This is a genomic window from Chryseobacterium sp. Leaf404, from assembly GCF_001424145.1.
Classification (GTDB): Bacteria; Bacteroidota; Bacteroidia; order Flavobacteriales; family Weeksellaceae; genus Chryseobacterium.
This window is the reverse complement of record NZ_LMQM01000016.1, coordinates 64,845-89,982: the sequence shown is the minus strand read 5'-3', so window position 1 is coordinate 89,982 and position 25,138 is coordinate 64,845. Positions and strand designations below refer to the sequence as shown.

23 protein-coding genes are annotated in these 25,138 nt (G+C 36.4%); 13 read left to right on the top strand and 10 right to left on the bottom strand.

Going from position 1 to position 25,138, the window contains the following annotated elements; translation table 11 throughout:
• Positions 1–70 precede the first annotated feature (70 nt).
• Positions 71–541, top strand: a complete 471-nt coding sequence (locus tag ASG31_RS17405) for a hypothetical protein (protein WP_131725578.1) — start codon at positions 71–73, stop codon at positions 539–541.
• A 19-nt stretch (positions 542–560) separates the two neighbouring features.
• Here ASG31_RS17405 and ASG31_RS17400 read toward each other — a convergent pair whose 3' ends face one another.
• The 10 genes from ASG31_RS17400 to lpxB all read right to left on the bottom strand — a co-directional run bounded on the left by ASG31_RS17400 (position 561) and on the right by lpxB (position 13,994).
• Positions 561–1,223 (bottom strand): DUF6048 family protein, encoded by a 663-nt coding sequence (locus ASG31_RS17400; protein WP_056035835.1) that lies wholly within the window; start codon positions 1,221–1,223, stop codon positions 561–563.
• The gene (locus ASG31_RS17395; protein WP_056035832.1) at positions 1,189–1,665 is read right to left on the bottom strand and encodes a hypothetical protein; all 477 of its coding nucleotides are present in this window, start codon (positions 1,663–1,665) and stop codon (positions 1,189–1,191) included. The genes ASG31_RS17400 and ASG31_RS17395 overlap by 35 nt, the downstream gene beginning before the upstream one ends.
• A gap of 1 nt (position 1,666) precedes the next feature.
• Positions 1,667–4,144 carry a zinc-dependent metalloprotease gene (locus ASG31_RS17390; protein ID WP_056035830.1) on the bottom strand — a complete coding sequence of 826 codons (2,478 nt, stop codon included), beginning with the start codon at positions 4,142–4,144 and terminating at the stop codon, positions 1,667–1,669.
• A 36-nt stretch (positions 4,145–4,180) separates the two neighbouring features.
• A complete protein-coding gene (gene rlmD / locus ASG31_RS17385) occupies positions 4,181–5,587 on the bottom strand; it encodes a 23S rRNA (uracil(1939)-C(5))-methyltransferase RlmD (RefSeq protein WP_056035829.1) in 1,407 nt (468 codons plus the stop codon).
• Positions 5,588–5,748: 161 nt separating this feature from the next.
• Positions 5,749–7,290 (bottom strand): TlpA family protein disulfide reductase, encoded by a 1,542-nt coding sequence (locus ASG31_RS17380; RefSeq protein WP_056035827.1) that lies wholly within the window; start codon positions 7,288–7,290, stop codon positions 5,749–5,751.
• A gap of 136 nt (positions 7,291–7,426) precedes the next feature.
• Positions 7,427–8,194, bottom strand: coding sequence for a succinate dehydrogenase/fumarate reductase iron-sulfur subunit (locus ASG31_RS17375; RefSeq protein WP_056035825.1), 768 nt, complete (start codon positions 8,192–8,194; stop codon positions 7,427–7,429).
• Between the two features lie 24 nt (positions 8,195–8,218).
• A complete protein-coding gene (locus ASG31_RS17370; RefSeq protein ID WP_056035824.1) occupies positions 8,219–10,231 on the bottom strand; it encodes a fumarate reductase/succinate dehydrogenase flavoprotein subunit in 2,013 nt (670 codons plus the stop codon).
• A 15-nt stretch (positions 10,232–10,246) separates the two neighbouring features.
• Positions 10,247–10,909 carry a succinate dehydrogenase cytochrome b subunit gene (locus tag ASG31_RS17365; RefSeq protein WP_056035821.1) on the bottom strand — a complete coding sequence of 221 codons (663 nt, stop codon included), beginning with the start codon at positions 10,907–10,909 and terminating at the stop codon, positions 10,247–10,249.
• 139 nt (positions 10,910–11,048) lie between these two features.
• Complete coding sequence (locus ASG31_RS17360; protein ID WP_262483852.1) at positions 11,049–12,806, bottom strand: ComEC/Rec2 family competence protein; 1,758 nt, start codon at positions 12,804–12,806, stop codon at positions 11,049–11,051.
• A gap of 78 nt (positions 12,807–12,884) precedes the next feature.
• Entirely contained in the window at positions 12,885–13,994 is a 1,110-nt protein-coding gene (lpxB, locus tag ASG31_RS17355) for a lipid-A-disaccharide synthase (RefSeq protein WP_056035817.1), read from the bottom strand.
• Between the two features lie 103 nt (positions 13,995–14,097).
• Between lpxB and ASG31_RS17350 the strand changes: the two genes are divergently transcribed.
• From ASG31_RS17350 to recQ, 12 genes are all read left to right on the top strand, one after another.
• Positions 14,098–14,607 (top strand): DUF2480 family protein, encoded by a 510-nt coding sequence (locus ASG31_RS17350; RefSeq protein WP_056035814.1) that lies wholly within the window; start codon positions 14,098–14,100, stop codon positions 14,605–14,607.
• Positions 14,608–14,610: 3 nt separating this feature from the next.
• Entirely contained in the window at positions 14,611–15,867 is a 1,257-nt protein-coding gene (locus tag ASG31_RS17345; protein ID WP_056035811.1) for an ArnT family glycosyltransferase, read from the top strand.
• 75 nt (positions 15,868–15,942) lie between these two features.
• A complete protein-coding gene (locus ASG31_RS17340) occupies positions 15,943–16,596 on the top strand; it encodes a DUF937 domain-containing protein (protein WP_056035808.1) in 654 nt (217 codons plus the stop codon).
• Positions 16,597–16,730: 134 nt separating this feature from the next.
• Positions 16,731–17,276 (top strand): DUF2975 domain-containing protein, encoded by a 546-nt coding sequence (locus tag ASG31_RS17335; protein WP_056035805.1) that lies wholly within the window; start codon positions 16,731–16,733, stop codon positions 17,274–17,276.
• Between the two features lie 32 nt (positions 17,277–17,308).
• The gene (locus ASG31_RS17330; RefSeq protein ID WP_056035802.1) at positions 17,309–17,872 is read left to right on the top strand and encodes a DUF2975 domain-containing protein; all 564 of its coding nucleotides are present in this window, start codon (positions 17,309–17,311) and stop codon (positions 17,870–17,872) included.
• Positions 17,873–17,875: 3 nt separating this feature from the next.
• Positions 17,876–18,079 (top strand): helix-turn-helix domain-containing protein, encoded by a 204-nt coding sequence (locus tag ASG31_RS17325; RefSeq protein WP_056035798.1) that lies wholly within the window; start codon positions 17,876–17,878, stop codon positions 18,077–18,079.
• Positions 18,080–18,093: 14 nt separating this feature from the next.
• A complete protein-coding gene (locus ASG31_RS17320) occupies positions 18,094–18,522 on the top strand; it encodes an ankyrin repeat domain-containing protein (RefSeq protein WP_056035795.1) in 429 nt (142 codons plus the stop codon).
• Positions 18,523–18,628: 106 nt separating this feature from the next.
• Positions 18,629–19,063: an ankyrin repeat domain-containing protein gene (locus tag ASG31_RS17315; RefSeq protein ID WP_056035791.1), complete on the top strand. Its 435-nt coding sequence runs from the start codon at positions 18,629–18,631 to the stop codon at positions 19,061–19,063.
• 173 nt (positions 19,064–19,236) lie between these two features.
• Positions 19,237–20,991, top strand: a complete 1,755-nt coding sequence (gene aspS, locus ASG31_RS17310; RefSeq protein ID WP_056035787.1) for an aspartate--tRNA ligase — start codon at positions 19,237–19,239, stop codon at positions 20,989–20,991.
• Positions 20,992–21,025: 34 nt separating this feature from the next.
• Positions 21,026–21,562: a hypothetical protein gene (locus ASG31_RS17305; RefSeq protein WP_056035782.1), complete on the top strand. Its 537-nt coding sequence runs from the start codon at positions 21,026–21,028 to the stop codon at positions 21,560–21,562.
• A 132-nt stretch (positions 21,563–21,694) separates the two neighbouring features.
• On the top strand, positions 21,695–22,753 hold the full coding sequence (locus ASG31_RS17300) for a hypothetical protein (protein WP_056035779.1): 1,059 nt from the start codon (positions 21,695–21,697) through the stop codon (positions 22,751–22,753).
• Between the two features lie 119 nt (positions 22,754–22,872).
• A complete protein-coding gene (recQ, locus tag ASG31_RS17295; RefSeq protein WP_056035888.1) occupies positions 22,873–25,062 on the top strand; it encodes a DNA helicase RecQ in 2,190 nt (729 codons plus the stop codon).
• Positions 25,063–25,138: the final 76 nt, after the last annotated feature.

The window sequence follows — 25,138 nt, the reverse complement described above, 5'->3', positions numbered from 1 at the left end:
AAGGATATAGAAATTCTTAGAAAATAAATATTTGGCATTATAATTTCTGCGTTTCTAAAAAATAATTAAGATGAAAATATGTATTGGTTTATCCTTAGCGGTAATCACTTTGTTAAACTGTAACACTGCAAAAACTATGGAAAGCACCGTCAATCAAGACAAAACTGAGGTAGGAAAACTCTCACTATCAAGAATTTCTCTATCTGAAAGAACCCGTGGAACCAACAGATTATTCACCATCACACCGAATAAAACCGAGACCGACATCAATGGTAATATAAGCAGTAAAACCGTTACCGCAGAAGAATGGAAAGCGATTTCCGGTGAAATTAATAAGATTAACCTTGATGAAATCAGCAGTTACAAATCTCCCACCACCAAAAGATACAGCGATGCTGCTCTGGCTTCGGTTATGGTGATTGAAAAGGACGGCAAAACATATACATCTGAAGAATTTGATGCCGGAAACCCTCCACAGGAGCTGAAAAATCTTTATCAGAGCTTTCAAACTGCAGCAGGTATTAAAAAGGGCGGAAAATAATTCCACCCTTTTACTATTTTTAAAATTTATAAGCCAGACTCCAGGAGAACCCCATATTAAAACTGCTGGAACTCCGTCCGAAACCGGGAACTATCATAGGTTCCACATCATCCTGTTTTGATGTAGCAATGAGATATCGTGGCTGCATGGTAACATCAATATAGAAATTGGTTTCAAAAAGCTGCACTCTTCCTCCCACTACACCTTCCAGCCAGAATGTAGACTGGGCAGAAGCGGGCATCGAAACACTTGAGTTACTCCCTCCAAAACCTCTTACCGGTATTGCTTTGTATTCCTGATTATAAAAAGATCCCGCAATTTTACCTCCACCGTAGAAACCGTTAAATTCGTTTTCCTTATCGGTTGCCAACATATAAAAGGCACCAATTTTGGCAAAAGGTCCATTGGCTGTGGCATCATATCCATTTTTCTGATAAACATTTTTCTCAAAACCAGCCTCTACAACTGCGTGTGTATTTCCTTTAACTTTAGATGAAATAAACCCCTGAATAAGCTGACGGTCAGAGAAAAAAGAAACGGCTGTATTCAGAACATCTACCCCCACCATAAAGTTGGGTTCGTATTTCCATTTTTCTTTTACTTCCTCTTCCTTTTTAATCTGTGCAGAAAACTGCAGTACGAGGGTACTAAAAAGTAAGGAAAAGATTAGTCTTATCTTCATTTTCAATAAAGTTTTGTCCGTTTGCCAGTGAAAGTACTTTTCCGGGAGTTACCAACTGTGAATTTACATTTTGATACGTTTTTTTCACGCCACATCCGGGAGAAACATAGGTCGCCGTTGTGGTATAATTTACTCTGACCTTAGATTCAGTTTCGGTTTTTCTGGTCTTAAAATACATATCTGTAAAGGGTGCATCGTCTACTCTCAAAGGAATTAACAGCGAATCTGCATTCGCTGTTTTACCGAAATCTACAATCCTGGTACCGTAATCTACTCTTAGGTAAAGAGAATCCACCGTTCTGAGCTGGCCTCCTGCGTTTCTGAATCTCACCTTCATTCTCGGTGTACCTTCACCGCTTTCGCAGATATCGTCATCGCCACCGCAACTAACAGCAGTTCCTAGACTAAAAATTAAGAAAATATATTTTAAAAACTGCTTCATTTTATTTTGGGTCTAAAGCTTTTTCTATTCTGAAAACCAAATCTTCGTAATGGTATTTATTAACCGTATTCGAATCTGTTTTCGACAAAAGCTCTTTTTTTATTGAATTCAAATTTCCTCTTGCAATTGCAGAAACATCATTTTTATCGAAAGATTTTGAATCTGCCAGCTTTATCTGCTGATCTACATAGCTTCTCTGAAGATTTCTCACATAAACATCAGGATTATCTTTCGTGATAATTGAAGTATTCAAATCTGTAAACAGCTCGATTAAAGTATACGTTTTAGGATCTACTGTTTCGTTCTGATACATTTTCTGCAAAACCATGGGGCTTAAAATTCTTGCCAATACACCATTTTGTACGTCAGAAACTGTAGCGGCAGGAGTTTTTCCTGTTTTCTCGAAAATTTCTTTTTTAATCAGCCAGTTTGGCGTTGTGAAAATGTTTTCATCTAAAAATTTCATCGCTTCCTTTTGGTCTTTCTTAGAAACCGGTTCGTAAACCGCCCCCGACTGCTCCACATTTTTCGGCGTTTCCATTTCACCCCCAATGTATTTTGAAACGTGACCGGAATATCTTTTCAACTGAGTCACCACCTGATCATACATCATTCCGAGGTTATCGTAATCTTCGTTTGGCTTTTCTGTCCATTTTTCAAGATTGTCTACAATTCTTTTCAGGTTTTTGATTCCGTAAGTGCTTGCAATCATGGCGTTGTCACCCACCTGTTCGCTCTGAGATCTCGGATCGAAAGGATTGCTTTCTGTTCCAAACCAAAGTCTTTCGTTTTTAAGGTTTTTAATAACCCATTTATTTAAAAATTCCTTTTCAGTTTCAGGAGTTTTATATTCATTAAATCTTCTGTAGCCCCACTCGATAGCCCAATCATCATAGTCACCAATTCTTGGCATAATTCCCGCATCGCTGATGTTATCTTCCGGCTGTGCAACATAATTAAATCTTGCATAATCCATGATTGATGGCGTGTGACCGTTTTTTTCAACCCATTTTTTATCTCTCAGTTTCTCAACTGGGACAGTTGAGCTTGAACCGTAATTATGTCTCAAACCTAAAGTGTGACCAACCTCGTGAGAAGACACGAATCTGATTAGTTCACCCATCAGTTTATCATCGAAATCCACCATTCTCGCTCTTGGATCATTCGGAGAAGCCTGTACGAAATACCAGTTTCTCAACAACAGCATCACGTTATGATACCAGTTGATATGACTTTCAAGAATTTCACCGGTTCTCGGATCTGAAATTGAAGGTCCGGAAGCATTGGGAACATCGGAAGGTTTGTAAACAATTGCAGAGAATCTTGCATCTTCAAGGCTCCAGTCTGGGTTTGTTTTTAAATCAGGAACTTTTGCGATGATGGCATTTTTGAAACCAGCTTTTTCGAAAGCCTTCTGCCAGTCATTCACACCCTGAATTAAATAAGGAACCCATTTTTTCGGAGTTGCAGGATCGATGTAGAATACAATTGGTTTTGCTGGCTCTACCAATTCACCTTTTTTATATTTTTCCAAATCCTGAGGCTTAGGCTCAAGTCTCCATCTTTTAACTAAAGAAACTTTCTTTACCCCTTGAGGATCCAAATCGAAATCTGTGTATCCAACCGCAAAATATCCAACTCTCGGGTCAAAATATCTTGCCTGCATTTTGTTTTCGGGAAGAAGAACGAATGAAGAATTGATTTCTACAGTATAATTTCCGCTGATTTTAGGAGCATCTTTTGCCAGTTCCGGCGGTAATTTGCCTAAGGTTCTTGCGAAAGTTTTAGTGGTATTAATTTCAATATTTGTCGGATATGATTTTACAAAATTCACAAACGACATATCTTTTTGGAAAGCTCCAACACGGAAAGCATCTTTTGCCCAAACGGAAAATGAAGTCAGCTCGGTATCGGCGTTCAAAACATCGGTTACCTCAATGACAGTCGTTTTTTTGTTGACTCCGTACGTTTTAACATCAAAAGATTTGATAATCGACTGAACGTTATTTCTCGTTACCGAATTGTACATATCTGAAGTAGAATCTTTCGCATAATCTACAAACGAAATCGATCTTAAAAGAATTTTGTCTTTAGGACCTTTTTCAAAAGCAACAACCTGCTGCCCGATTTGATCACCAGCGTAACCAGACATTCCGGAACGCATTCCTGCGGCGGCTTTGGTTAATCTGGTCACCAAAAGAAACTCTTTTTTCAAAACAGAATCCGGAATTTCGAAGTAATATTTTTCGTCAACTTTATGAACTGTGAAAACGCCCTCGTCTGAAACCGCTTTATCTGTGATGATTTCTTTATAAGGCTTTATAGGAGATTTCTTTTTGTCATCTTCCTTTTTCGCACCGGCAGCAACAGGTTCTTTCTTTGTAGTGGCAGAATCTTTTTCCTGAGCAAATAAAGTCTGTGTTGACAACATCATTGCAGCGGCAGCCACGGCTAAGCTTATGTTTTTCACGTTTTTCATTCAGTTCTTAAAATTTATAATTTCAAAATTAAGCAATTATTTCTTGATAAGCAGAGCAATATTCTCCACGTGGTGGGTCTGCGGGAACATATCGACCGGTAAAATTTTTACTACGTCATAATCATCTTTCATCAAAGCCAAATCTCTTGCCTGAGTGGCCGAATTACAGCTTACATACACCACTTTTTTAGGAGCCAGTTTTAAAATCTGCTCCACCACTTTCTGGTGCATTCCGTCTCTTGGCGGATCGGTAATCAGAACATCAGCCGGTGGATGATTTTCTAAAAACTCGTCATTAAAAACGTTTTTCATATCTCCACAGTAGAACGTTGTGTTGGTTAATCCGTTAAGTTCTGCATGCTCGATGGCTGCGTCGATGGCTTCCTGCACAGATTCAATTCCGATCACGTGTTTTGCATTTCTGGCTACATATTGTGCGATGGTTCCGGTTCCGGTGTATAAATCGTAAACTACTTCATCACCTTTCAGATCAGCAAATTCAAGCGTTTTTCTGTATAATTCTAAGGCTTGTTTATAATTCGTCTGGAAGAAAGATTTAGGTCCGATTTTAAACTGAAGTCCGTCCATTTCTTCCATTAAGAAACCTTCTCCGAAATAGGTTTTCACATCTAAATCATAAATAGAATCATTCTGTTTTGGATTGATGGCATACACCAAAGTTTTGATCTGCGGAAACTGCTCCAGAAGAAAATCAAAGAGTTCGGTGCGGTTTTCTTTTTCTTCTCTGTGAAGCTGGAAAAGAACCATCCATTCTCCTTTGGAGTTTTGTCTCATCATCAATGTACGAAGAAAACCTTTCTGAATTTTAACATCGAAAAAATCCAGCCCTTTGTTCTCAGCAAATTTCTTCACCGCCAAACGAATCGCGTTGGAGGGATCTTCCTGCAGCCAGCATTCCTTTAAATCCAAAATCTTGCTCCACATGCCCGGAATATGAAATCCTAAAGCATCTCTGCTTCCGAAATTTTCTTCAGAACTGATTTCGTACTGAGACAGCCATCTTGCGTTTGAGAAAGAAAACTCCATTTTGTTTCTGTAGAAATACTGCTCTTCAGCACCCAAAATAGGAACGGTTTCAAAGTTTTCGATACCGCCGATTCTTTTGATATTGTTGTAAACTTCTTCCTGTTTAATTTCGAGCTGCTTTTCATAGCTCATATTCTGCCATTTGCAACCGCCACAAGTCCCAAAGTGAATACATTTCGGCTCTACTCTGAAAGGTGATTTCTCAACAAGTTCTTTTACTTCAGCTTCGTAATATTTTGATTTTGATTTTCTCACTCTGGCATTCACCACATCGCCGGGAATTGCTCCGGAAACCAAAACGGTTTTGCCTTCTTCAGTTTTACCGATGGCCACACCTTTGGCGCCGGCAGCAAACAATTTTATATTTTCAAGAATGACGTCTTTCTTTTTTCTCATAACAATTTCTATCGCTACGGATCTAACTTTCTGTTTTTATTTCCGTAAAATTTCTATTTTTTCTAATCAATTTTCAGAAACTTTTCAGTTTCAGTCTGCAAAAGTACAAATAAAAAAAACCTTATCCGAAGACAAGGTTTTGATCTATTTTGAACTTTACATTATTTTGTCTGAGCAGGTTGTTGCTGTTGTTGTGCAGCCATTTCCTGCATCTGCTGCATTTGCTCTGGTGTAAGCATTTGCTGTTGAGCTTGTGGTGCTGCCATTGGTGCAGATAAACCTGTCTGTTTGTCAAGAATGGTTACCAATTCCTGCTCACCAAGATTCATGTATGGTCTGCTGGCAATTTTTCCTGTTTTATCGATTACGACGAAGCATGGCAATTTAAAACCGTAGATTCCGAATTTTTTTGCAGCATCTGAGTTCAGACCGCCTTCTCCGTAAACATTGGTACCTGCCACTCCGCCGAACATTGCTTTGCCTGTTTTTGCGAACTGATCTTTGGTGTCATCAAGATTTACGAATACAAAATTCATTTTAGACTTATAGAAATTTACCACTTCTTTCACTACAGGCACTGTACCTTCTGCAATGTATGGATTCCATGAAGCATAGAACATAACAACAGTTGGTTTACCACCGTTATCTGAAAGTTTGAAAGTGCTGCCGTCCTGTTTGGTAAGTTTTACATCTGGAGCCACATCACCAATCTTAACACCGTTTACAGCAAACTGCATCTTTTTAAGATCTTCTTTCACTCCAGAATCTTTGATATCTTTTTCGATAATATCAGCAATTTTAGCTGAAGCTTTCGCCGGCGTTCCCAAATGCATATCAGACTGAGCAATCACAAATGCCAAAAGATAATCTTTGGTAGTTTGTGAAAGGTCTTTCTTTGTTTTAAGGTAATCATTAAACAGTTCTGAAGTAGAAATTTCTGTTTTTCCTTTTGCTTTTGCTTCCGCAAATTTCTGGAAATCTCCGCTAATTTTTGTTAAAAGATACTGTCTGAAAAACGGGCTTGAAGCCACCATTTTTTCTTTGTCTTCCTGAAGTTTGTTTTCGTAATCTGTAAACGCCTTAGAAACTTTAAATGAAGGATTTCCTGAATTTTGCTTCTTAGACATTTCGTAACCCGCCATTACATTAAGAATTGCAGTATTTACGTCGTTCTTTTTCCATTCGATAACCTCTTTTCCAGGGTTGAATTTTTTTACGTTTTCTTCAACATTTTTATTCAGATCTGCCTCGATTTTTTTAATTCCTTTTAAGAAAGCATCCTCGGATCCGCTGCTGAGTCCCTGCATATCGATAGTCTGGCCGTAAGTCATCAGATATTTCTGGCAAGCCTGGTAAAATTCATTATCGGCTTTACCATCTCCTGTAAGCGTGAATTCGTTTGGAAATGTAGCAGAATTAGCAGAGATATTGATATTCTGACCGCCTTTTAAGAAAATAAGGTTGGATTTTCCGGCGTAATTCATCAGGTACATTCCGTCTTTAGGAGCTTCAAAAGTTCCTGTGAAATTTCCGTCTTTGTCTAAACCAATATTGGTTAACGGTAAAGTTGCCACACCGGAAGCTTCTACAAACTCTATTCTTTCGAGGGGAGAACTTCCTGCGATCTTTCCTTTGATCTCAACTTTTTTTGAACAAGACATTACAAATATTGCAATGACGAATAACAAAAGATATTTCTTCATTTTTGATTTTAAATAATTAGGCAAAAATAAGTTTTTCAATTTAACTAAGAATACTGTTTAAACTTATTTTATGAAAGATTTAACTAAAAATCGCCTCCATGATGAAGACGATTTGTAAAATTTATTTCAAAACAGATTATCCTCTGTCTACGTTCGCAACAAAGTATTCTCTGTTCATTCTTGCGATATTTTCAAGAGAAATTCCCTTAGGACATTCCACTTCACAAGCTCCTGTGTTTGAACAGTTTCCGAAACCTTCTTCGTCCATTGCCTTAACCATGTTCAGAACTCTTCTTTTCGCTTCTACCCTACCCTGAGGTAACAATGCATACTGAGAAACTTTAGCTCCCACGAACAACATTGCAGAACCGTTTTTACATGAAGCTACACATGCACCACATCCGATACATGCCGCAGCATCCATCGCTTTGTCTGCATCTTCTTTAGGAACCGGAATTGCATTGGCATCCAAAGTATTTCCTGAAGTGTTTACCGAAATAAATCCACCTGCAGCCATTACTCTGTCGAATGCGCTTCTGTCTACCATCAAATCTTTGATTACAGGGAAAGCAGCACTTCTCCAGGGCTCGATAACGATAGTTTCACCGTCTTTGAACATTCTCATGTGAAGCTGACACGTTGTAATCCCAGTATCAGGACCGTGCGCTCTTCCGTTGATGTAAAGAGAACACATACCGCAGATTCCTTCACGACAGTCGTGATCAAAAGCAATAGGCTCCTTTCCTTCATTGATTAACTGTTCGTTCAGAATATCTAACATTTCAAGAAACGAAGAATCAGTAGATACATCTGATATTTTATAGGTCTCAAACTGACCTTTGGTTTTGGTATTTTTCTGTCTCCAAATTTTCAGCGTAAGATGAAGGCCTTTTTTTGCACTCATAATTTTATATTTATAGATTGGAGATTATTTATAACTTCTTGCTTTAACTTCGATGTTTTCATAGATAAGTTCTTCCTTGTGCAGAACCTCATTTTTGATATCATCTCCCTGATATTCCCAGGCTGCTACATATTTAAAGTTCACATCATCTCTTTCTGCTTCACCTTCAGGTGTTGCATGATCTTCTCTGAAGTGACCTCCACAAGATTCGTTTCTGTGTAATGCATCAATAGCCATCAGCTGACCTAATTCAATGAAATCTGCCACTCTGAACGCTTTTTCAAGCTCTGTGTTCATCCCTTCAGTTTCACCCATTACTTTTACATTTTGCCAGAAATCTTTTTTCAGTTCGTCAATTTCTGCAATGGCTTGCTTTAATCCTTCAGGCGTTCTTCCCATTCCTACTTTATTCCACATGATGTGTCCTAATTTTTTGTGGAAATGATCTACTGAATGAGTTCCTTTATTATTCACAAAGAAGTTTACTTTGTCTTTAATTTCTTTTTCAGCTGCATCAAACTCGGCAGAATTTGTAGGAATTTCTCCTGTTCTGATGTCTGCAGAAAGATAATCTGCAATCGTGTAAGGAAGAACGAAATATCCGTCTGCCAAACCTTGCATCAAAGCTGAAGCACCAAGTCTGTTGGCTCCGTGGTCTGAGAAGTTGGCCTCCCCGACAACAAAACATCCGGGAATTGTAGACTGTAAGTTGTAATCAACCCAAACACCACCCATTGTGTAATGAACGGCAGGATAAATCTTCATTGGAGTTTTGTAAGGATCATCCGCAGTAATTTTTTCATACATTACGAATAAGTTACCGTATTTCTCTTCAATCCAGGCTTTTCCTAAATCATAAATCTGCTGTTCTGACGGGTTATGAATGTGCTTTTCAATAGCAGCCTCCTTCCCTTTTTTCATGATTTCTGTGGAGAAATCCAGATAAACTCCTTCTTTAGTATCGTTATTTTCGATTCCGAAACCGGCATCGCATCTTTCTTTACCCGCCCTTGACGCAACGTCACGGGGAACAAGGTTTCCAAATGCAGGATATCTTCTCTCCAAATAATAATCTCTGTCTTCTTCTTTAATATTTTCAGGTCTCAGTTTGCCTTCTCTAATGGCTACTGAATCTTCAATTTTCTTAGGAACCCAGATTCTTCCTGAGTTTCTTAATGATTCAGACATCAACGTCAGTTTAGACTGCTGTGTTCCGTGTACAGGAATACACGTTGGGTGAATCTGAACGTAACAAGGATTTGCGAAATATGCTCCTTTTTTGTGAATTTTCCAGGCCGCAGAAACGTTTGAACCCATTGCATTGGTAGAAAGGAAATATACGTTTCCGTAACCTCCGGAAGCAATAACAACAGCGTGAGCAGAATGTCTTTCGATCTCACCGGTTACCATGTTTCTTGCGATAATTCCTCTTGCTTTTCCGTCTACGATTACCAATTCTAGCATTTCGTGACGGTTGTACATTTTTACTCTTCCTTTTCCGATTTGACGGCTTAATGAAGAATATGCACCTAATAATAACTGTTGACCAGTCTGTCCTTTTGCGTAGAAAGTTCTTTTTACCTGAACCCCACCAAATGAGCGGTTATCTAACTGTCCGCCGTAATCTCTCCCGAAAGGAACTCCCTGAGAAACACATTGGTCAATAATATTTGCAGAAACTTCTGCCAGTCTGTAAACGTTTGCCTCTCTTGCTCTGTAATCACCACCTTTGATGGTATCGTAGAACAGTCTGTATGTAGAGTCACCGTCACCCTGATAATTTTTAGCAGCGTTAATACCACCCTGAGCGGCAATGGAGTGCGCTCTTCTTGGTGAATCCTGGTAGCAGAATGCTTTTACATTATATCCCTGCTCTGCCAGAGTAGCTGCAGCAGAACCTCCTGCCAAACCTGTACCTACAACAATAATATCAATCTTATCACGGTTATTTGGCGCAACAAGGTTCATATGGTCTTTATGATTTTTCCATTTATCCTTAAGCGGACCAGCTGGAATTCTTGAATCTAATTTACTCATATTAGTATATTGAAATTATTGAGTTACGTAATGAAAAACTGCGATGATGATAAAACCAAGCGGAATAAGTACAGAATACCAGTTTCCGAAAGCTTTGATTACAGGTGTATATTTAGGATGTCTTGCACCAATAGACTGGAAAGAAGACTGAAATCCATGAGCAAGGTGCAAACCAAGCAATCCGAAAGCTACCACATATAAAACCACTCTCCAAAGATCATGAAACTTGTGGTGCAGCTCTGCCCAATATCTTGTTTCGTCTGGAGTATTTGCCTGAATGTACTTGTAATTCATTTCAGGAAAATAAAAATCATAAAAATGCAATACCAAGAAAGCTAAGATCACAGCACCAGAAATGATCATATTTCTAGACATCCAGGTAGAATTAGCAGAACCTTTATTATCAGCGTATTTTATAGGGCGAGCCTTATTATTTCTTATTTCCAGGATAAATCCCATCACAAAATGGAATACTACAGCAAACATCAGAATGGGTTGCATCAGGAACTGAACTGCCGGATTATACCCCATAAAATGAGAAGCTGAATTGAAGACATCTTCACTGAATACTGATGTCATATTGGTTGATAAATGCATCAACAGAAAAATCAGCAAAAACATTGCTGAAAATGCCATTGCATATTTCCTGCCTATCGAAGAACTTGTTAAACCTGCCATATCGAGCTTAAATTTGATTTTCCACAAAATTAAGGAATGTTAACAAAACTAAAAAGTGACGAATCTCACTATTAGACAGTTTGTAATCTTTCTAAATAAGAGTGACACACGCATTTACAGCAGCTAAGACTGCATTGATTTACGGTGACTCAAGAGGAAAAGATTTACCATTAAAAATTACCATTTTGGCAGATGCAGGAATATGTTTAAGCTCAACATTTTTTATTCTCCGGGAAGACTGATAAGGATTGATAACGTATTGCAGAATTTTACTTTTTTCCTGCTCAGAATTCAACCAAAATTCAACCCTGTCACCCTTCTTGACTGAAAAAACAGTTTCTTTTTTATAATGATGAACCAAAAATTCATCTTTTTGATATTCAATCAGATTGAAAGTAATTCTTATGATTAAAAAAGTAAAAATAGTTAAGGACAGATTTGAACTGTTTTTCAGATTAAACTCCTCCAAAACAAATCTCAGGAAAAAGACAACTGCAAACAGTGCAAAAACTTCGGTTAAGTTTAACGGAATATTTTCAAAAAAAACAGAATCAAAGCCAGCAAACCAGTGAATGATTTTCAACAGATATTGAATAACAAAATCGTAAATCAAATTGAAAATCTCAAAATCCAGATTAAAGCCAATTAAAGCAGTCATCAGAAAAGAAAAAATAATAATCAGTTCTGAAAACGGAACAATAAAGAAGTTTGCCAAAATTGAAATTAAAGAAAACTGATGAAAATAATACAGAACCAACGGCAGCGTAGCCAGTTGCGCAGCGATTGAAATTGAAACAGTATTGTAAATTAACTTTTTAAAATAATGATCCTGCCTCGGAAAATATTTCAAAATCGGTTGATTCAGCCAGTAAATCCCTAACACTGCAAGAAAACTCAACTGAAACCCGACATCGAAAATCTGTTGAGTATCAATCACTAAAATAATCATCGCTGAAAGCCCCACCGAATGAAGCAAATCTGGTTTTCTCTGAAGCAAAACGTATATAAAATACACCGAAATCATAATACACGAACGCACCACAGAATTTCCGAATCCTATGAAAACGCCAAAGATCCAGATAAAAATTAAACTGATGACAATGGCATATTTTTTAAATTGAACAGGCGAAAACCTCATCATTAAAAAATAAAACATCCCGAAAATCACGACAATATGCGTTCCCGAAATCGCTAAAAAATGCACCAAACCGGAGCGGTTGAAATCCTGAACAGTTTCAGAATCTATTTCTGTGCGGTCTGCAAGAATAATTCCCTTCAAAAACTCACGGCTGCGGAAATTCATTTCAGAATCATTGATTTGCTGTAAAATTTCCAAACGGTTTTGTTTAATTTTTTCAGAAAAACTTAAATCACTTCTTGTTGCTGAAGATATTTCACCGTTGATAAAACATTGGTAATCAATATTTTTCCTATGAAGATATTTAGAGTAATCGAACTGAAAATCATGCTCAGGAGATTTGGGTTGAACAACGTAAGCTTTTGCCCTGTAATAATGATTGAAATCTAATTCTTTTTGATCTCTAACAACACTTAAAACTGCGTCAAAAGATTTTTCCCTAACCTGAGCTCTAACTTCATATTTTTTATATTTTTCGTTTGAATTTAATTTTTTTGAAACTTTAAAAACGATGGTTTCATTGGTTTTTAAATTAAATTTTTCTTCATTTAAACTGTTATAAAAATGAAAAGAAATTCCCAGGCCGAAAAACAAAGTGATGAGAAAACCGTTTTTAAGCTTAAAAACCAATTGATTTTTCAGAAAATGCAATCCTGAAATTAACATCAAAAAAATTAAAATAAAATAAACAGAGTTTTGTGCAAGAGAAAAATGATCCTGAAAGAAAATTCCGAGGATAAAAGAAATGACAAGAATCAAGAGGGGCTGTCTGTTCAAAAATATCTGTGTTTGTACAGACTAAATTAAAAAATTTTAGAATATGAAAACTAAATTACTCTACTTTTTTAGATTTAAAATGATATCCGCCGCGTTTTCGCTGGCTCCTTTTCCACCTAACTTTTCTCTTAGAAGTTTAAAATCACGGAGCATCCCTACTCTTTTTTCACCTTCGATAATAGATTTGAGTTCCTCGACAAGATTTTCTGTTGTAAGTTCAGTTTGAATCAGTTCCTTCACCACTTCCCCGTCCATAATTAAATTCACCAATGAAATATATTTGATATTTTTCACCAGCCTTTTGGCAATGGCATAAGAAATTTTACTTCCACGGTAGCAAACTACCTCCGGGATATTCAGCAAAGCGGTTTCCAGAGTTGCCGTACCAGAAGTAACCAAAGCGGCTTTCGAACACCTCAGCAAATCGTAGGTTTTATTGGAAACGAAATGCACATTTTCATCCACATATTTCTGGTAAAACTCTTTATCCAGACTCGGTGCGCCGGCAATTACAAACTGATAATCCTCAAAATGAGGACGCAAAGAAAGCATAATTTCCAGCATTTTTTCTACTTCCTGCTTTCTTGAGCCGGGCAAAAGTGCGATGATTTCTTTTTTATTTAAACCATTTTCAGATTTAAAATCATCAACATTAATTTCATCTAAATTTGAAATCGCATCCAGAAGCGGATGGCCCACAAAATGAGATTTTACGTTATGTTTCTGATAAAATTCTTCCTCGAAAGGCAAAATAACCATCATTTCATCCACATATTTTCTGATGATTTCCACGCGGCCTTCTTTCCAGGCCCAGAGCTGAGGCGAAATATAGTATACCACTTTAATTCCCAACTCTTTGGCAAATTTTGCAATTCTAAGATTGAAACCCGGATAGTCTACTAAAATGAGAACGTCAGGTTTATTGTTTTTAATGTCTTCTTTGCAGATTTTAATATTTCTCAAAATCGTTTTCAGGTTCATCGCCACTTCCAGAAAACCCATAAAAGCTAAGTCGCGGTAGTGTTTAACCAAAGTTCCGCCCTTTTTCTGCATCAAATCTCCACCCCAGAATCTGAATTCTGCACTGGAATCTTTCTGTCTTAAAGCTTTCATTAAATTACTTCCGTGCAAATCTCCGGAAGCCTCTCCTGCGATGATGTAGTATTTCATAAACGATGAATAACAAAACGATAATTGATTTTCTGAATTTCAAATATCAAACCTCAGTTTCAATTTTGAATTGAGTAAATTTGCATCAAAGATAATGATAAAAATGTCAGAAGAATTTGAAATAAAGAATAAAGTAGCAGCCAGCGGATTAATCAATTTTGACCTCACCGATCTGGTTCCGAAAGGTGCAAGAAAAGGAATTGACCTGAAAGATTTTCTTTTTATGGAAATGGTTTTGAAGGAAAAGGATTTCCGTGAAAAAGTAGCTGCCATCAATGCTGAAGAATACAGAGATTCGTTTGTTTATGTTTACAATTCTGCCGATGCGATTGTTCCGCTTTGGGCGTACTTTTTAATTACGGCTAAACTGGCTGACATTACCAAAAAAATAGTTTTCGGCAACCTTGAAAATTTAGAAATAATTCTGATGCATGATGCCATTACAAACCATGATTTTTCTGAAATGGAAGGCAAAAGAGTTTTGGTGAAAGGATGCTCGGATAAATTAATTCCCGAAAATGCTTATGTAGAACTGGTAGAAAAAATCCAGCCCCTTGTAAAATCTCTGATGTTTGGTGAAGCCTGTTCGAATGTTCCGATACTGAAAAATTAATTGATGAATAAAAATTTAACAGGGATTCTGCTGTTTTTAATCTTTCTCTCCATCTATTTCTGGGGCAGCTTTGCAAGAATTCCGTTTGCAGATTGCGTAGGCTTCGTTCTTACTGTAGAACAGGGCGAATGGATGACTACCGCAACGGCAACTTCTCATTTTTTATATGTGAACACCGCAATCTTGATTAAAGATATTTTCGGGTTGAATGGGATTGAAGCCAACAGGATTTTAGTATTACTTTCAGCAGCGCTATCCGTTGTTTTTGTTTACCTCAGTGTTTTATCTTTAAAAGCCAATACGCTGACGAGCGCCATTGCCGCAGCAGTTTTTGGTTTGAGTTTCAGCTTCTGGAGAAATGCAGAAATTCCTGAAGTCTACACCTACAACTGCCTGTGGATTTCTCTTTTTTTTCTCTCTGTCATTAGAAGTTTCTGCACAGAAAAAAAAATATACATCATCCTGAGCGGACTGTTTTTAGGCATTTCTCTGTGGCTTCACATCCAGAATGTTCTTTTAATACCGGGATTTTTTGTATTCCTCTACTACATGAGAAATGAAAAGAAAGAAGCTTTTCTATCGCTGGCTTTATTTTCAGCGCTGTTTGCAGCTCTGTTTGTTTTAAATTATTTTCAGGGTTTGCAGCTCAATTCTCCTTATTCATCAGACCAAGGGCATTGGGTTGAAGATTCATTCAAAAAAACACTCCCGCAATACCTTGGTGATTTGGTGAAATCTGTTTTTTACATCATCTATAATTATACGGTTTTTATATTTTTCGGTGTTGTGGGAATTTTTACGCTGTACAGGAATAATAAAGAAATGTTTTTTGTGTTTCTGTTTTCCTCATTCTTCGTGTACGGATTTTCCACTTTTTACGCGGTGACAGACAACTACGTATTTTTTCTGCCATTCAACATCGTTTTTGCAATAGCCATCGGATACGGTATGATGCACAGACAGAAAATTTTCAGAAAAACTTACTTTGCCGTAATCCTTATTCCGCTGTTTTATGTTTTTTCATATTTTATTTTAGGACATGTGGAAAAAGCAAAAACTTTTGGTGATTTTAAAAGTTATAAAGGCGGATTAGCTTACTATCTTTTACCATGGATGAATGACAACAAAGGAATTTTAGAATTTGTTATTGATAAAAAAACTGCGCCTGAAGCTGTAAACTGGATGACAATTTCTGCGGAAGAGTACGCCGAACTGTTGAGATCCAAAGGATTTTCTGATCAGGAAATCAGAGAATTTTAAAGTGATAAAATTGTTTCATCAGCGATCATTTTTTTTACTACATTTGAAATCTAACAAATAAAATTTAAACACAACATGAGTTTATTAGACCTTTTAACAGGAAACACAGGAAATCAGGTTGCCGAGCAGGCAGAAAACAAATTCGGAGTAAGCAAAACTCAGATTTTAGCACTTCTTGCAGTGGCTGCGCCATTGGTAATTTCTTATCTCAGAAACAAATCTCAGGATGCGAAGGAAGCAGAATCCCTAAACAACGCTTTAGATAAAGATCACGACGGAAGTATCTTGGATGACGTTTCGCAGGCAGATGCAAGACAGGGTGAAGGCGGTTCTATTCTTTCGCACATTTTCGGAAACGATAAAAATACCGTAGAAAATAATCTCTCGCAAAATACAGGGATTTCTATGGATAAAATAGGACCAATTTTAGCAATGCTTGCTCCGGTAATCATGGGCTATATTGGTAAAGAAAAGCAACAAAATAATGTAGGAGCAGGAGGAATTGGCGATCTTTTGGGAGGAATTTTGGGTAATGCTCAGAACCAGTCTCAGGCATCAAACGATCCTTTGAGCAATATCTTAGGAAGCGTTTTGGGTGGCGGTGGTGCACAATCTTCAGGAGGCGGATTGGGTGATATTCTTGGAAGCGTTCTTGGCGGAGGCGGAAATAATAACAAGCAAGGAGGCGGTCTTGGAGATATCCTAGGAGGTTTTCTTGGAGGAAAATAACAGCGATTAAATTCATATATAGAATACCGGAGATTTTTTCTTCGGTATTTTTTTGCTTTACATATTTTAAATTTTTACAATTATTTATTGTTTTACGATAATATATTATATATTTGCAATAATAAAATTTAGCTATGAAAAATTATTCCCACTTCGCCATTTCATTTTTGAAAGTTATTTTATGGATTAGTCTCGTTTCCGGAGGCATTGCAATCTTAGTCACAATTCTATGTTTAGTTGCAATAGTTTTCGATTTGGATATGCCATTTCTGAACGGTGCAAAAATTACTATAAATGGTGCAGCTGTTAAATTTACAGAATTAAAACAACAGGGAATTTTCAATTTTACCATATTCGGAATTTTTATTATTGTCTATTTATGGGTTTTTATGAAGTTGATGAGCAACGCCCTTAACATCTTAAACAGAGTAGATTTTCAAAATCCATTTAATCAGGAAACATCTGATTTGATTTCAAAACTTAGTTCTTCAGCTTTGCTTTTGGGAATTCTGAATATTGTCTTCAGCTCAATTATCCCACTTCTCTTTAAAGGAAATTTTGTTATCGATTTTAGCTTTGAAAGTTTCAATTTTCTCATTATGGCTGCAATTTTATACATCGTAAGCCTCATCTTTAAAAAAGGTGTTGAGTTGCAATCCGAAATCGATTTAACTATCTAAAAACATTAACCAAATTCAAAAATTTAAAAATCATGAAACTTTTAGGAAAAAACTCCCTGCTTTATTGGCTAAAATATCCGTTTGGAATTTATACTTTAGGATTTACACTCATTTCAATATGGATTTTAGGCTTGATGTCAGTCTATGCTTTTACCAGTTCAACCAATCAATTTATATCACTCGATAACTGGAAAACTGAAAACAACATTCAACAGATCAGTTCAGAGATCGTACAGTTTCATTATCCTTTTACAAAAATGGTTCTGGTTACAGAAAATTCTTTGGAAGGCGTTTCATTGGCTTTTTTAGGATTGGCTTCTCTGTGTTTTATATTAATTATTATTTTTAAAATTTTAAATGAACTTTCAAAAGACAATTTTTTCACCGAAAACGCACTAAACAGCTTCAAAATTTTAGGTTTCGGTCTCATCGTTTTCGGAAGCATTCATTTAGCCATCGATCTATTGACCTCCTCACAAAGATTCGACTTAACACCACCATTTCTATTCATCATCACCGGATTGATTTTTATTTTCCTGAAAGAAATCTTTGCAAAAGGAAGAAAAATTCAGGAAGAAAACGACTTAACAATTTAAATTATGCCAATTATCATCAACGTAGACGTCATGTTGGCGAAAAGAAAAATGCAGTCTCAGGAACTAGCCGAAAAAATTGGTATCACGCAGGCCAATCTTTCCATTTTAAAAACAGGGAAGGCAAAAGCCGTAAAACTTTCAACCCTGGAAGCCATTTGTAAAGCACTCGACTGCCAACCCGGAGATATTTTAGAATTTAAACCTTAAAATAATTTTATATAATGAAAAAACTATTATTTACGCTTGTTGCTATAGCAGCATTCAGCATTACATCAGCTCAGGAATTGTCTGATGAGCATAAAAAAATGATCAGCTATGATGATACCGAAGACTTCGCCAAACTTGTTAATAAAGAAAACATCAACCTTTGCTATAAAACAAAAGATGCATCGTATTCACTTTTAGCATTGGCAATAAAAGCAGATCGTCCGAAATTATTTCAAAAACTTCTCGACAATAATGCTGATCTTGAAAAAGTATGTGACGGAAAAACTCCATTGATGTTCGCAGCAAAATATGGAAATACAGAATTTGCTAAAAAAATAATAGAAAATGGCGCAAACAAATCAACCAAAACGGATAGAGGTTACACCGCTCTGGACTACGCAAAAAAGTACGAGAAACCGGAAATCATTAAACTTTTGGAATAAAAAGTCCTGATAAAATTACATTTATGCTTTGTCTCTTTGTAAGTTGCTTGAAAATTTATCAAAAAAAATCTTTAGATTTGTAAATAATAAAGAAAATAAATAATTTATGAAAAATATAATCTTTACCCTATTCGCTGTTGCAGTATTTTTTGTTTCAAATCTCGCTCACGCACAACAAATCACTGATAATCAAAAGCAAATTTTTAATAATGATAATGTTGAAGAGTTTATAAAAGTATTTTCTTCAGATTACAACAAATGCATCAACGTAAAAGACGAATCGTTTACACCACTTGCATACAGTGCGAGACATCATAAAACTAAAATTTTCAGTTTTCTTGTTGAAAACGGCGCAAATGTAAGTTTAGCATGTAAAGGCAATACCGCTTTGATGGAAGCTGCGAAATTTAACGCTCCGGAGTTTGCAAAAATACTTATTGAGAAAGGTGCTGATAAAAGCATTAAAGACAGTAGAGGAAAAACCGCTAAAGATTACGCTGCAGAATATAAAAGAACTGAAATTCTGGGTCTTTTAAAATAAAAATTCAACAATCTATACTTAAAAAACTTCCTTCCGGGAGTTTTTTTTATTTAAAAAAGCACTCAAAAATCTTATCTTTGCACTCGAAAATTCAAAGTTCAAAGTTCAGTCATTCAAAGTTGATATACTGAAACATTAAACCTTGAACCATAAACTTTAAACCTTAAATAATAATGTTTCGATCGCACACAAACGGAGAATTGTCTCTGAAAAATCTTAATGAAGAAGTTACACTTTCAGGATGGGTACAGACCATTCGTGATAAAGGATTTATGATTTGGATAGATCTTCGTGACCGTTACGGAATTACGCAGCTGGTTTTCGATCAGGACCGTTCGACAGCAGAACTGATGGAAAATGCGAAAAAACTGGGACGTGAATTTGTGATTCAGGTTTCAGGAAAAGTGATTGAAAGAGTCAGCAAAAACCCAAATATTCCTACAGGAGAAATTGAAATTTTAGTTGAAAAACTATCTGTTCTGAATGAATCCCAACTTCCGCCTTTCACAATTGAAGATGAAACAGACGGTGGTGAAGAGTTGAGAATGAAATACCGTTATCTCGACATCAGAAGAGCTCCCGTAAGAGATAAATTGATTTTCCGTCACAAAATGGCGCAGAAAGTGAGAAATTATCTTTCAGACGAAGGTTTTATCGAAGTTGAAACGCCCGTTTTAATTAAATCTACACCGGAAGGTGCAAGGGATTTCGTGGTTCCAAGCAGAATGAATCCCGGGCAGTTTTATGCACTTCCGCAATCACCACAGACTTTCAAACAATTGTTGATGGTCGGTGGAATGGACAGATATTTCCAAATCGTGAAATGTTTCCGTGATGAAGATTTGAGAGCCGACAGACAGCCGGAATTTACACAAATCGATTGCGAAATGGCGTTTGTAGAGCAGGAAGATATTATGAATGTTTTCGAAGGAATGACAAAAGTTCTTTTGAAAGACATAACCGGAAACGAATACGGAGATTTCCCAAGAATGACTTTCGCCGATGCGATGCAGAAATATGGAAACGACAAACCCGACATCCGTTTCGGAATGGAATTCGTTGAGTTGAATGAATTAGTAAAAGGAAAAGATTTCAAAATATTTGACGAAGCTGAATTGGTTGTCGGAATCAATGTTGAAGGTTGCGCAGAGTACACCAGAAAACAAATCGACGAGTTGGTAGATTGGGTAAAACGCCCTCAAATTGGAGCAACAGGATTGATTTGGATTAAATTCCAAAATGATGGCGTTGTAACTTCTTCTGTAAATAAATTTTATAACGAGGAAGACTTAAAGAAAATCACAGAAAAATTCGGAGCAAAAGCAGGAGATTTAATGTTCGTAATGAGCGGAAATGCCGACAAGGTAAGAACGCAACTTTCCGCATTGAGAATGGAACTCGGAAACCGTCTTGGATTAAGAAAAGGAAACGAATTCGCCCCACTTTGGGTAGTCGATTTCCCGTTATTGGAATTTGATGAAGAATCCGGAAGGTACCACGCAATGCACCACCCTTTCACGTCTCCAAAAACAGCAGATTTCCACCTTTTGGAAACCGACCCGGGAAAAACCAGAGCCAATGCTTATGATTTGGTTTTGAACGGAAACGAAATTGGTGGAGGTTCTATCAGGATTTTTGATAAAGATTTACAATCCAGAATGTTTGACCTGTTAGGATTCTCAAAAGAAGAAGCAGAAGCGCAATTCGGATTTTTGATGAACGCCTTCAAATTTGGCGCTCCGCCTCACGGTGGTTTGGCTTTCGGATTTGACAGATTGGTTGCGATTTTGGATGGAAATGAAGTCATCAGAGATTACATCGCTTTCCCTAAAAATAATTCCGGACGGGATGTAATGATTGATGCGCCGGCAGCAATTGCTGATGAACAGCTCGATGAATTGGAATTACAATTGAATTTAAAAGCATAAATTAGAAGCGGAGATTTTTCTCCGCTTTTTTGTTATGAAAACATTTATTTCTATTCTTACGGCTTTACAATTCATTTTTGGTTTTATTGGTGTCATAATTTTACTTACAGCTTTTCTGAAAAAGAATATGTATGAATATCATCCATCGATAAAAGAAACTGAGATGGATAAAATTAATACAAAAAATATTTTGGGTGGAACTCTCATTCTAGTTTGTTTAATGATTTCCGGACTAAAAACCCAACTTATAAAAAAAGATTTCAAAGATTCTTTAGATGAAAATAAGATAAATTATGTTGAAATTAATGGTATTTACTTTACTCAATATGATATAAAGGGATTATTCAAAAGTTTTGAACATGATTCAGGGAGATACCGTTGTGAGAAATTTTCAGGCTTAATTAATTTAGAAAACAACAAAAACATTCCTATCGAAATCATTAAACATTGCTATGACAAAGACAAATATATTATCATTTCAAAAGCATTCAAAACAGAGACAACAATTGGCGAAATCATAACGGATAAATTCAATCAACTTGTAATAGATTCTGCATCTGCACAACAATAATATATTTACGTAAAGCCATTAAATTTTATATTTAGGAAACCAAGAAAGCAAGTCAGGCAAAACTTAGAATTAAATTTAAAATCATACATTAGAAGCGGAGATTATTCTTCACTTTTTTAAATTATTTATTCAATGATAAAAAAACTAAACTACCTTTTCCTTCTATCCGGGTTTTTAAGTGCTGCTCAGTTTTATGAAATTCCAAAGGAAAAGCCAAACGGGAACGTAAAATCTACAGATTTAATGCAAATCTCATATCGAAACACTGAACGGCCTATGCTTCTGCAAACTTTTGATACGAAAGGCAGACTGGTATCCGAAAAAGAATACAGTGAACACTTTCTCAGAAAAGAAATAAGAAATGAATATCTTCCGAATAAAATTATTTCCACCATCTGCGAATCCTGTGGTGACCATTTTGACAGTTATTTTTCCAGATTTTCAATTAAAGAAAATGAGAAATATCCTTACCATGGATATGGAACCAACGACCATAGTGTAAGAAAGAAAGTCTTTAAAACCACTGACAGCAAAGGTAATGTGGTCACCGAAAAATTCTATGATACCGAAGGCTATCTCACTTCTATGAACAAACTGACCTACAATACCGCATCCAAACTGCTTTCGAACGAAAAATACAATAGCGAAAATGAATTGAGTGGCTACGATCGATATAAATATTCCAATAATAAACTAATTACTGAGAAAATCAGTAAATCCAGAGATGAAGCTGAGGAAAAAACAAATTACAGCTACAATACATCGGATAAAAAAACAGCTGAAAAAGAGGTGTCAAAATGCGGAATATCAGAAAAATCATTTGTATACAGCAATACAAAAGACAGTATAAAAACACTGACTTACGCTATAAAAAATGGGAAAAACAAAAAGCTTGTTCTAAAGGAAATTTCATACAGTAAAGGAGGAAAACAAATTACAGAACTACAGAATATTGAAAACGACGAAGTTGCCAGAACAACAATTTTCGAATACGATATCAATAAAAACCTGATATCCAAAAAAGCCTATTTCAAAGACGTTCTCCGCTACGAAGAACAATATTCCTACGATAAAAACAAAAACTGGATCAGCTTAGATTATTCTTATCTAGTGAATGCAAGCGAAAACGGAAGCCCTCTGAAAACGGTGTGGCAGACCGAAAAGTATTTCAGAAAGATAGTGTATTATTAGATTTACGTAACCAAAGTCAAAATGTAATTCACTTTTTTAATTCACATTTAAAATTTTAATTTTTACTAAAAAATATAGTGGAAAATTTTTACTTTTACTCAAACACAAAATTTTAAATGATGAAATCTCCTCTCCAAATCTTAAAGCAATATTTCGGCTACGAAAACTTCCGCCTCGAACAGTCCAACGCAGTTGAATATGTAATTTCGAAAAAAGACACCTTTGTTTTAATGCCAACCGGCGGTGGAAAATCACTTTGCTATCAGGTTCCGGCTTTGGTTTTGGAAGGAACTGCCATTGTGATTTCTCCGTTGATTGCGTTGATGAAGGACCAAGTTGATGCGTTGCGTGTGAACGGAATTTCTGCTGCGTACATCAATTCTTCCATGTCTTCTTTTGAGCAAAATGAAACTATAAATCAATTAAAAAACGGCCAGCTCAAGCTTTTATATGTCGCACCTGAAAAACTGAGTGCAGATAATGGTGCGTTTTTAAAATTGTTGAATGATGTCAACATTTCCCTGTTCGCAGTAGATGAAGCGCATTGCGTTTCACATTGGGGTCATGATTTCCGTCCGGATTATTTATTTTTAAATGGTTTGAAAAAACAGTTTCCAAAAATTCCAATCATCGCTTTGACGGCAAGTGCAGACGAAATTACAAGGAGAGATATCATTAAACAACTCAATCTTCACGATCCTCTGGTTTTGATTTCTTCCTTTGACCGAGCCAATATCAAATATTTTGTCCAGCCGAAGAAATCTGTGCTCCAAAATATCATTCAGTACCTTAATGAGCATCCGGACGACTCGGGAATTATCTACTGTTTATGGAGAAAAGGAACTGAAGAAATGTCAAATAATCTGAGAGAAAACGGCATCAACTCGGCATTTTACCATGCCGGACTTTCGTCAGTGGAAAGAGCAAAAGTTCAGGAAGATTTTTTGAAGGATAAAACCCGCGTAATGGTGGCTACAATTGCTTTTGGGATGGGAATCGACAAGAGCAATGTCCGTTTTGTGATGCACGCAGATTTGCCCAAAAATATAGAAAGTTACTATCAGGAAACTGGGAGAGCAGGAAGAGATGGCTTGCCAAGTGAAGCGATTTTGTTTTATTCGAATGCGGATGTGATGAAACTGAAACGATTTGCAATGGTGGAAGGCAATAAAGAGCAATCTGAACTGATGCTGCGAAAGCTGAAACAGATGTCCGATTTTGCCGAAATGCAAAAATGCAGACGACAGTATCTGATGGAATATTTTGGCGAAAAGCACAATGGAAACTGCAATTCATGCGATTATTGCCTCAGTGATTTTGAAACTTTTGATGCAACAGTAGATGCTCAGAAGTTATTGAGCGCAGTCTATAGATTGAAAGAAAGTTACGGAAAAACAATGATTATTGACTTTCTGCGGGGTTCCCAGAGTGCGAAAATCACAGATTTCATGCGCGGTCTACCAACTTATGGCGTAGGAAATAATCAGGATAAGAATTACTGGCAAAACTTAATAACTCAATTACTGATCAAAGGTTTTTTAACTGAATCAAATGAGGAATTTTCTGTTTTAAAACTGAATGACGAAAGCAAATCAGTTTTATTTAAAGATAAAAAAGTAATCTTCCAAAAAGTAAAAGAAAGAGCAAAAGCTGTTACCGTTGCAGAAATAGAAACGGATTATTCCGCTCCCGACATCGATGCAAATGAAGAACTTTTTGCCGAACTGAAAACTTTAAGAAGGGAAATTGCTGAGCGCGAAAATGTTCCGCCTTACGTTATTTTTTCTGATGCGACTTTGCTGGAATTATCATCTTATCTGCCCAATTCAAAAGAAGAACTAAATCAGATCAGTGGTTTCGGAACTTTTAAAATTGAGAAATATGGAGAAATATTTCTTCCGACAATCATTGAGTTTTGTATTAAGAATAATTTGAGCAGTAAAATCTCCGAGAAAAGACCTAAGAAAGCACGTGAGCCAAAGAAAGCAGCTAAAAGTACATCAGGAACTTTCGCCACCACTTTTGAACTGTATAAACAAAATCACAGTGTTGAAGAAATTGCGAAAATGAGAAGTTTGTCTCGTAATACTATCCAAAATCATTTAGCAAAATACGTAGAATCGGGAGCGATAAAACCAAGCGAATTGATGGACGTCAATAAAATTGAACCCATTATTGAGATTGCCAGGTCACAGTCGATTCTGTCATTGAAAGCGATTAAAGAACAATTAGGCGATGATTTTTCTTACTTTGAAATTCATGTTGCAATTGCTTATCAAAAATTAAAAGAAAAAACTAATCTGTCTTGAAAATGATTTAGACGAATGATTATAATGTGGTTTCTTAAACAAAATTTTAAGAGCGAAATTAGTCTAACGAAGCTTC

Coding starts and splice junctions, on each gene's coding strand:
- ASG31_RS17370 (WP_056035824.1), bottom strand. CDS start 10,231: ATGAGTAAATTAGATTCAAGAATTCCAGCTGGTCCGCTTAAGGATAAA.
- aspS (WP_056035787.1), top strand. CDS start 19,237: ATGTTTCGATCGCACACAAACGGAGAATTGTCTCTGAAAAATCTTAAT.
- ASG31_RS17405 (WP_131725578.1), top strand. CDS start 71: ATGAAAATATGTATTGGTTTATCCTTAGCGGTAATCACTTTGTTAAAC.
- ASG31_RS17315 (WP_056035791.1), top strand. CDS start 18,629: ATGAAAAATATAATCTTTACCCTATTCGCTGTTGCAGTATTTTTTGTT.
- ASG31_RS17305 (WP_056035782.1), top strand. CDS start 21,026: ATGAAAACATTTATTTCTATTCTTACGGCTTTACAATTCATTTTTGGT.
- ASG31_RS17375 (WP_056035825.1), bottom strand. CDS start 8,194: ATGAGTGCAAAAAAAGGCCTTCATCTTACGCTGAAAATTTGGAGACAG.
- ASG31_RS17300 (WP_056035779.1), top strand. CDS start 21,695: ATGATAAAAAAACTAAACTACCTTTTCCTTCTATCCGGGTTTTTAAGT.
- ASG31_RS17325 (WP_056035798.1), top strand. CDS start 17,876: ATGCCAATTATCATCAACGTAGACGTCATGTTGGCGAAAAGAAAAATG.
- ASG31_RS17395 (WP_056035832.1), bottom strand. CDS start 1,665: ATGAAGCAGTTTTTAAAATATATTTTCTTAATTTTTAGTCTAGGAACT.
- ASG31_RS17330 (WP_056035802.1), top strand. CDS start 17,309: ATGAAACTTTTAGGAAAAAACTCCCTGCTTTATTGGCTAAAATATCCG.
- ASG31_RS17340 (WP_056035808.1), top strand. CDS start 15,943: ATGAGTTTATTAGACCTTTTAACAGGAAACACAGGAAATCAGGTTGCC.
- ASG31_RS17345 (WP_056035811.1), top strand. CDS start 14,611: ATGAATAAAAATTTAACAGGGATTCTGCTGTTTTTAATCTTTCTCTCC.
- ASG31_RS17365 (WP_056035821.1), bottom strand. CDS start 10,909: ATGGCAGGTTTAACAAGTTCTTCGATAGGCAGGAAATATGCAATGGCA.
- ASG31_RS17400 (WP_056035835.1), bottom strand. CDS start 1,223: ATGAAGATAAGACTAATCTTTTCCTTACTTTTTAGTACCCTCGTACTG.
- ASG31_RS17380 (WP_056035827.1), bottom strand. CDS start 7,290: ATGAAGAAATATCTTTTGTTATTCGTCATTGCAATATTTGTAATGTCT.
- rlmD (WP_056035829.1), bottom strand. CDS start 5,587: ATGAGAAAAAAGAAAGACGTCATTCTTGAAAATATAAAATTGTTTGCT.
- lpxB (WP_056035817.1), bottom strand. CDS start 13,994: ATGAAATACTACATCATCGCAGGAGAGGCTTCCGGAGATTTGCACGGA.
- ASG31_RS17350 (WP_056035814.1), top strand. CDS start 14,098: ATGTCAGAAGAATTTGAAATAAAGAATAAAGTAGCAGCCAGCGGATTA.
- recQ (WP_056035888.1), top strand. CDS start 22,873: ATGAAATCTCCTCTCCAAATCTTAAAGCAATATTTCGGCTACGAAAAC.
- ASG31_RS17390 (WP_056035830.1), bottom strand. CDS start 4,144: ATGAAAAACGTGAAAAACATAAGCTTAGCCGTGGCTGCCGCTGCAATG.
- ASG31_RS17335 (WP_056035805.1), top strand. CDS start 16,731: ATGAAAAATTATTCCCACTTCGCCATTTCATTTTTGAAAGTTATTTTA.
- ASG31_RS17320 (WP_056035795.1), top strand. CDS start 18,094: ATGAAAAAACTATTATTTACGCTTGTTGCTATAGCAGCATTCAGCATT.